The 7,276-nt window shown below is 41.8% G+C and carries 5 protein-coding genes and 1 riboswitch; of the genes, 2 read left to right on the top strand and 3 right to left on the bottom strand.

What is annotated here, in order from left to right; all coding sequences use genetic code 11:
• The first annotated feature begins 178 nt into the window (after positions 1-178).
• Complete coding sequence (locus tag BIV59_RS09870) at positions 179-742, top strand: YhcN/YlaJ family sporulation lipoprotein (RefSeq protein WP_071351316.1); 564 nt, start codon at positions 179-181, stop codon at positions 740-742.
• A gap of 169 nt (positions 743-911) precedes the next feature.
• Here BIV59_RS09870 and BIV59_RS09865 read toward each other — a convergent pair whose 3' ends face one another.
• The 3 genes from BIV59_RS09865 to BIV59_RS09850 form a co-directional block, all read right to left on the bottom strand.
• The gene (locus BIV59_RS09865) at positions 912-2,099 is read right to left on the bottom strand and encodes a D-alanyl-D-alanine carboxypeptidase family protein (RefSeq protein ID WP_071351315.1); all 1,188 of its coding nucleotides are present in this window, start codon (positions 2,097-2,099) and stop codon (positions 912-914) included.
• A 658-nt stretch (positions 2,100-2,757) separates the two neighbouring features.
• Positions 2,758-4,206, bottom strand: a complete 1,449-nt coding sequence (locus BIV59_RS09855) for an amino acid permease (protein ID WP_071351313.1) — start codon at positions 4,204-4,206, stop codon at positions 2,758-2,760.
• 82 nt (positions 4,207-4,288) lie between these two features.
• Positions 4,289-4,470, bottom strand: a riboswitch (Lysine riboswitch).
• 136 nt (positions 4,471-4,606) lie between these two features.
• The gene (locus BIV59_RS09850; RefSeq protein ID WP_071351312.1) at positions 4,607-5,569 is read right to left on the bottom strand and encodes a LacI family DNA-binding transcriptional regulator; all 963 of its coding nucleotides are present in this window, start codon (positions 5,567-5,569) and stop codon (positions 4,607-4,609) included.
• A gap of 393 nt (positions 5,570-5,962) precedes the next feature.
• Here BIV59_RS09850 and BIV59_RS09845 point away from each other — a divergent pair, with 393 nt between their 5' ends.
• On the top strand, positions 5,963-7,138 hold the full coding sequence (locus BIV59_RS09845) for an FtsW/RodA/SpoVE family cell cycle protein (RefSeq protein ID WP_071351311.1): 1,176 nt from the start codon (positions 5,963-5,965) through the stop codon (positions 7,136-7,138).
• Positions 7,139-7,276: the final 138 nt, after the last annotated feature.

The following is a 7,276-nucleotide window of genomic DNA, read 5'->3' as shown; positions in this document are numbered from 1 at the left end:
TCTCGAGGTCATAAGTCACACAGGAATTGAAGGTAAAGTGCACCTTCTATTCCTGTGCGTCTTATGCATGTCGAGGCTTTCAAGGCGCTTGCGCTTTTTTTTTGCCATTTTTTCGCTGAATATTTAATTGAAAAAGACGGATAGTAAACATATAAACATTATAAAGGAGTGAAGGGAAATGAAGTTTGCTGTAGCAGCAAGCGGTGCTTTGGCGCTTTTTATCGCTGGGTGTGCCGCTGATCATAATAATGATGGAAAAAGAAATCTAGGGTTGAATACAAGCAGCCATAAAGACCGCAATAACATGATTGATGTCAGGAATACTGGAGACAATAACCGCCCTGATATTATGAATAATGATCCTGCAAATGATGGTACTATTAATCAAATGACAAATCGTCATGACAATGATTACAGCTTCTCTGATAAAGTAGCTAATCGTGTGGAAGCACTGAAAGACGTCAAGCATGCAAGAGTAGTTCTGGCAGACCATACTGCATATGTAGGTGCAGTGCTGGCTGATAAGAATGTTAAAGATGTTACTGGCAGCCTGGAAAATAAGATAGCAGATCAGGTTAAAGCAAGCGACAAATCTGTTGACAAAGTTTACGTGTCAATCAGCCCGGACTTTGTTCAGCGTTTGGATAACTATGCTAATGATTTCAAGAACGGTAAACCCGTAAAAGGGTTTGCAGATGAATTTAGCCAGACAATCAAGCGCATCTTTCCTGATGCAAGATAAATTAAAAAACGGCAAAGCCAAGTACCTTTGGTTTCGCCGTTTTTTTTTTGCTGGTTTTGTTTATTTCTCCTGCAGCAGCAGCCTATTGGGGAGGTTAGGGTAAGCCAGCCGAATGACGCACAAAAAAGAAGATCAATTTGATCTTCTTTCATGTATCTGCTTTATGTTATTATTTATCTTTTTTCTTTCTTTTCCTGATCGATTGGATAATGATCGTCAATATAACGATGATAAGAACCCATATCGCTATTGACCAAAGAGAGAAAAAAGCATGGCGTGCTGGCGTGGGCTTTGAATGAGCGTTTTTTAGATCCGGCTTTTCCTCAGCATATGCAATATGCTGGAGGTTAAAGGATTGGATAACCTGGCCCACTTGGTTTTTTATGGAAAGTTTTCCGTCTTTCATAGCTAAGACTTTTGGATGGTCGGCTTTTGCCTGTGTATAATAGACATCATTTTTTAATGAGTAGGTTGTGTCAGCCAGTTTAAACTTTTCGTTTTTATTGAGCTTTGCTGTCACAAAATGATTGAAACCATAGTCCAGCAGTTTTTCTGTATCTAGATAGGCATTTTTTGAAGAATTATTTTTCAATGTGACTGCAATCAAATCCAGCTGGTTTCTGTGGGCTGTAGTTATCAGAGTATGCCCGGCCTGGCGAACGTAACCGGTTTTTCCGCCTGTGATGCCTTCATATGGGAATTCGCCTTTTAGAAGCTTGTGATGGGTAACCAGTGTCGTATTCCAGGTTTTAACATGCCAAGGCAGTTCTTTAGTTCCTATAAAGGTTCTGAAATCAGGGTTCTGAAGTGCGAACCGGGTGATTTTCGCAAGATCCTCTGCTGTTGTTACATGCTGAGAATTGAAGAGACCATGCGGATTGGTAAAATGTGTGTGTTGAACATGCACCTCACTCTTCAAGAAACGATTGAGGTCAATGGCAAATTGCTTTTCGCTGCCAGACAGATGTTCAGCAATTGCATCTCCGGCATCATTGCCCGAGTTAATCAAAAAACCTTCGATAAGCTTTTTCAGCTGTATCTTTTCGCCCTTTTCAATATATACGGAAGAGCCAATTTCATTAGCTGCCTTCTCGCTGACAGTTACAAGTTCTCTTGGGTCTGCCTTTTCCAGTGCGTAAATGGCTGTTGCTACCTTCGTCAAACTGGCAGGGTACATTTTTTGCTCAGCATTTTTGCCGAATAGAATTTTTCCGGTTTTAGCATCCATTACAACGCCAGCACCGCTTGTGATGACAGGAGCTGTCAGTGATGAAGCATCAGAATGGGTTACAGAAGCCGAAAAAATGAAAATAAATGTGAAAAATAAGATGCGCAAGGGGTTCATATATCTGCTCATGTCTCTTTTCCTGATATTTTTTTATTTAATCCTTCACCATCATAAGGCAAAACGGGAAGGGAAAATGGCTGTGTCTTTATTTATATTGAAACTGTAATCCTTCCTTAATGCCTCCTTAATATTAAAGGAAGGATTCCCTCATAATATGAAGTATTTGGGATTTTTGCGGAGCAGCCTTTTTTAGTCTTTGCCATTAGTGCCGGATCTATTTCCGCGTATGTAAATTAGTTGCGGCAGTGCTTTTTAAGTTCGTAAACCTTGCTGCTATGAAACAAGGCGGCCGGTTTTTGCTTTTAGGATGCTCGCTTTCTGCGTGGAGGGGGGGGAGCATCCCCGGCTGCGCATGCAGGGTCACACCTGTTCCGCTGAATCTAAGCAGGTGGCTCGCACTTATGCTTCGCATGCTGATGCCAAATAAAAAAGGAAAAGCATTCGTGTACAGCGCATGGCTAATTACGAATGCTTTTCCCTGTGTAATTTTTTGGCTCTTTTCTTAAAAGTTGTTGTTATTTAATAAGTTTTCGAGGGCAAATCTATTGTTAAAGCAGGTTGATTGGAGCATCCTGTAGCGGAAATCAACCCCTTGTTCCATAGCAACAAAGTTTACAAAAACAGCCCATTTTTTTAAACACCTGATTGGATATAAAACGCTTATTTCTTAAAGTTCATTTTCAAAATCGCACTCTTTCAAAGGAACCATCTTTGTTTTGTAAATGAATTTATGTCCAAGCCAGAATATGAGAAAAAGCGGAAGGCCGATATAGGAAACTAATGCACCGCTCCAGTCAATGGAGCTGCCTGTGAAGGCGGTATAGTTTTGCCCTAATATAATCACGATGCAAATGACCAGGGCAAAAAGCGGTCCAAATGGGAACCATTTTGAACGGTAGGGAAGTTCATTTAAATCTCTTCCCTGAGCCACATACGCTTTTCTGAAGCGATAATGGCAGATTGCGATTCCGACCCATGCGATGAAGCCTGACATACCTGAGGCATTCAGAAGCCAGATATAAACGGCTCCGTCGCCAAAGAATGTCGTCAAGAAAGCAAGTGTACCGACAAGTGCAGTCACTATCAAAGCATTTACCGGAACGCCTCTTTTATCTAGATTTCCTAAGAAGCGCGGGGCCTTCCCTTCGCGGGCCATGTCCCATAGCATCCTTGTAGAAGCATACATTCCTGAATTGCCGGCTGATAAGACAGCTGTCAGTATGATGGCGTTCATGACGGAGGCCGAGAATGCCAATCCTGCTTTTTGGAAAACTAATGTAAATGGACTGACAGCAACATCGCTGCTTAAAAGACTGCTATTGGTATAAGGGATAATGAGCGCGATCACCAGGATAGCCAGTATATAAAACAGAATAATACGCCAAAACACCTGGCGGATTGCCTTAGGTATGGTTTTTCGGGGATTTTCACTCTCGCCCGCGGCAATTCCTAAAAGCTCTGTTCCCTGAAAAGAGAAGCCTGCTGCCATAAAGATGCCAAGGATAGTCAGGAACCCTCCGTGGAAAGGAGCGTCTCCAATTGTGAAATTACCGAAACCAATGGCTTTGCCGCCCATAATTCCAAAAATCATTAAAGATCCGACAATAATAAAGATAATGACAGTTATTACTTTAATCAAAGAAAACCAAAATTCAGCTTCTCCAAAACCCTTAACAGACAGATAATTTAAAAGAAACATGATGATTAAACAAATGGCGCTCCAAAGACTTGAAGGAGAGTCAGGAAACCAGAATTTCATAATAAGCACGGCTGCAGAAAGCTCAGCTGCTATAGTAATTGCCCAGTTATACCAGTAGTTCCAGCCAAGCGCAAATCCGAACGCCGGATCCACAAATTTATTAGCATACACCCTGAATGATCCGGCGACAGGCATAAAGGCTGCCATCTCAGCCAGGCCAGTCATAAGGAAATACACCATAATGCCAATAGCTGCATAAGCTGCCAGAGCTCCGCCGGGTCCTGCTGTATGGATGGCTCCCCCGCTTGCTAAAAAGAGCCCTGTGCCAATGGTGCCGCCTAGCGAAATCATGCTGAGGTGCCTTGCCTTCAGTCCTCTTTTCAGCTGGTTATTTTGGTTCCCCGCTTGCTTTGTCATGTATTACACTCCTTTAGATTTGGAAGAAAACACAAAAAACAGCCGTCGAAAAAGATCGACGGCTGTATATCCGTGTAATCCTTCCGAAGATAGCTCCCCACGTTTATAAAAACGTGACAGTGATGTTCCTGTTCGAAAACATCGCCAGAGTGGAAAAACAGGAATGATTCCACTCTTCGGCAGCTTATCCTTTTTAACGGAGTCTTTAATATTCACTGTATCTCGTCCGTTATACTGATATAAGCCGCGGCCTCTACCTCATCGGTTAATGAGGAATATTCAATTAAGTCCGGCAGCGATGCCGGTTTGATATGTTAGCAGTATAAATGAGTTTTTGTGATTCCGCAATAGTTTTATTTTACCTTTCCTGGCTTTTACTGCGAAAAGCGGAAAGTGCAGCTTAAACTGATTTCCTCTCGATAAGTGAGTAATCCAGCTTCACTTGCCGGGTTTCAGTTTGGCTGCTAAGAAGCTCAAAGGAAGTTATTCCAATCTGTTCTAGCGGCAAAGAAACGGTTGTAATATCCAGCATTTTTGAAATATAGTTATTGTCAAAACCAACAATTGCTAATTGTTCTGGTATCTGAATCCCTGACTTTCTTGCTGCAATCATACAACCGGCTGCAGCTTCATCATTGGTGATGATCAAGGCATCTGGCCTGTTATTCAGCATACTCCATTTATGAAAAAGTTCTTCGCCGTCCTTCATGGTATAGCAGCCTTCGAATATCCAGGTTTCCTGATACTCTGCATTGTATTTCTGGATCATATCTCTATATGCCTTTGTACGCTGGGAACTATTTCTGCTGTTTTTTCTTCCAAGGCTGTAGCCGATTTTTTTATGTCCTTTTTCTGCTAAATGCATGAGTGCGCAGGAAAAGGCAGCATAGTGGTCAATGCTAACCGATGAAAAAGCTGTCTGTGACGTATCTTCGCACAAAATGATGGGCCCGTAAGCCAAGTATTCCTTTAATAGGGAAATATCGCTGCTTCTTGAGCAGATGATGACACCATCAAGCTGTTTCATTTTCAGCATTTCCAGTGCTTCCTGTTCTTTTTCCTTTATATAATCCGTCTGGAAAATCACCAAATGGCAGCCGGCCTCCTGGGCTTTCTTAGAGATGCCCTCAATGATTCCCCCGTAGTAAGGGTGGTTGGAATAAGGGGTGACAACCCCAATCAGATTGGTTTTCCCCCGGGAAAGGTGGACTGCATTTATATTCCTGGAATATTGAGATTCCTCAATAGCACGAAGGACTGCTTCTTTTTTATCATTCCTTACATATGGGTGATTATTGAGCACCCTTGAAACTGTTGTCACTGATACTCCAGCGAGCTGTGCAATCTGCCGGATATTTGCCATTTTATCACCATTCTTTTTTTGCTCTTTCTCATATTTTACCTGATGTTAAAAGGCTCCGCCAGAAAAGGGTTAATCAATCGGATTTTTCTCTTTTTTAAGAAAGTCTCTTTTCTTATAGATTTTATGAATCTGTGCGGCGAACGTATTGATAAATCCGGTGACTGGAGCGTAAGTGTGGGAATCGGGAAGGTGAGACCCCGGGGAAAGGAGCTTCCTGAAGAGGATAACAGCCATTTGTTCAAGATCAACGTTGTTCACGAAAATAATCTTGCGGGAAAAATAAGAAAAAATATCCAGGCCTATATATTGTTGAGATTTTGTCTGATTAAAGTATAATGAGAAGGTGTATTTTAATTGGATTATTTGCGTTGTCCTCTTTAAGGGAGAGTTATCATGAAATCAGAAAAAAATGGTTCCACACGATTAGATTACGGCTTGGCATTTATATTATTTCTTATGTTTATAGCCAGTGCTATTTCCATATACAGTGCACAGAAGTCAGGACAGTATCATGGCGAAAACTTTTTGTTAAAACAGATTATCTGGTATGGAGTAGGCGCGGGTTTAATTGCCGCTACCATTACCCTTGATTCTGATCAGCTAAAGAAAATATCCTGGTATACATATGGATTTGGGATTTTTCTCCTTATTTTACTTATAGTTGCACCCGCAAGCATAGCCCCGCCCATTAATGGTGCTAAAAGCTGGTTCAAAGTCCCGGCAATGGGCTCCTTGCAGCCGTCGGAGTTTATGAAAATATTTCTGATCATGGCACTGGCAAATGTCAGTTCAAGCCATCATCTTAAGAATCAGGTCAAAACCATCCAGACGGATTTTTGGCTTCTCATTAAGCTCGGAATCGTAACACTCATTCCTTTGGCATTAATCATGCAGCAGCCTGACCTTGGAACATCTCTCGTATTAATAGCGATTTTATCCGGTATGGTTATTATATCCGGAATCTCCTGGAAAATTATCGTACCGATTTTTTCGGGAATAGCAGCCTTTGGAGCAGTTATCATTTATCTGGTTTTATGGCAGCCGAAAATATTGGATAAATATTTGGGAGTAAAGCAATATCAATTAGGCCGGATTTATTCGTGGATCGATCCTTATAATTATCAAAGCAATGAAGGCTTTCAATTAACCAAATCCCTATTGGCAATAGGTTCGGGACAGACGACAGGAAAGGGTCTGGACGGGCGCGAGGTCTATCTTCCAGAGGGGCATACAGACTTCATTTTCACCGTTATAGGGGAAGAGTTCGGATTCATCGGCTCGAGCATCGTCATCAGTTTATTCTTTTTGCTCGTTTATCACATTACGAAAATAGGCATGGATACCAAGAACAATTTCTATACGTACCTCTGTGTAGGCATTATCAGCATGATTACCTTTCACGTATTCCAAAACATTGGAATGACAATCGGTGTCCTGCCGATAACAGGTATCCCGCTGCCATTCATTAGCTATGGAGGAAGCTCGCTGATGGGCAACATGCTTGGCATGGGGCTTATCTTCAGCATCCGTTACCATTATAAAAAATATATGTTCTCAACTGATTCCTAATCGGCAGAGTCTGTATGTTAGGAGGGCAAGCGCATTTTATGTGCTTGTCTTTTTTTTGCCGTTTGACACAGGACTAGGGCAGACCATGCGCTTGCGCTTTCTGTGTATTTTGGAGTGGGTTTTTAGGCTTGTTTTTGG

Origin of the sequence: Bacillus sp. MUM 13, from assembly GCF_001866725.1 — a bacterium.
GTDB lineage: Bacteria > Bacillota > Bacilli > Bacillales > DSM-1321 > Peribacillus.
Note: the sequence above shows the minus strand (reverse complement) of the source record. Positions and strands in the feature narration are given on the sequence as shown.

Excerpts from the sequence above, each read along its gene's own strand:
- BIV59_RS09870 (WP_071351316.1), top strand. The coding sequence starts at position 179 with ATGAAGTTTGCTGTAGCAGCAAGCGGTGCTTTGGCGCTTTTTATCGCT.
- BIV59_RS09865 (WP_071351315.1), bottom strand. The coding sequence starts at position 2,099 with ATGAGCAGATATATGAACCCCTTGCGCATCTTATTTTTCACATTTATT.
- BIV59_RS09855 (WP_071351313.1), bottom strand. The coding sequence starts at position 4,206 with ATGACAAAGCAAGCGGGGAACCAAAATAACCAGCTGAAAAGAGGACTG.
- BIV59_RS09850 (WP_071351312.1), bottom strand. The coding sequence starts at position 5,569 with ATGGCAAATATCCGGCAGATTGCACAGCTCGCTGGAGTATCAGTGACA.
- BIV59_RS09845 (WP_071351311.1), top strand. The coding sequence starts at position 5,963 with ATGAAATCAGAAAAAAATGGTTCCACACGATTAGATTACGGCTTGGCA.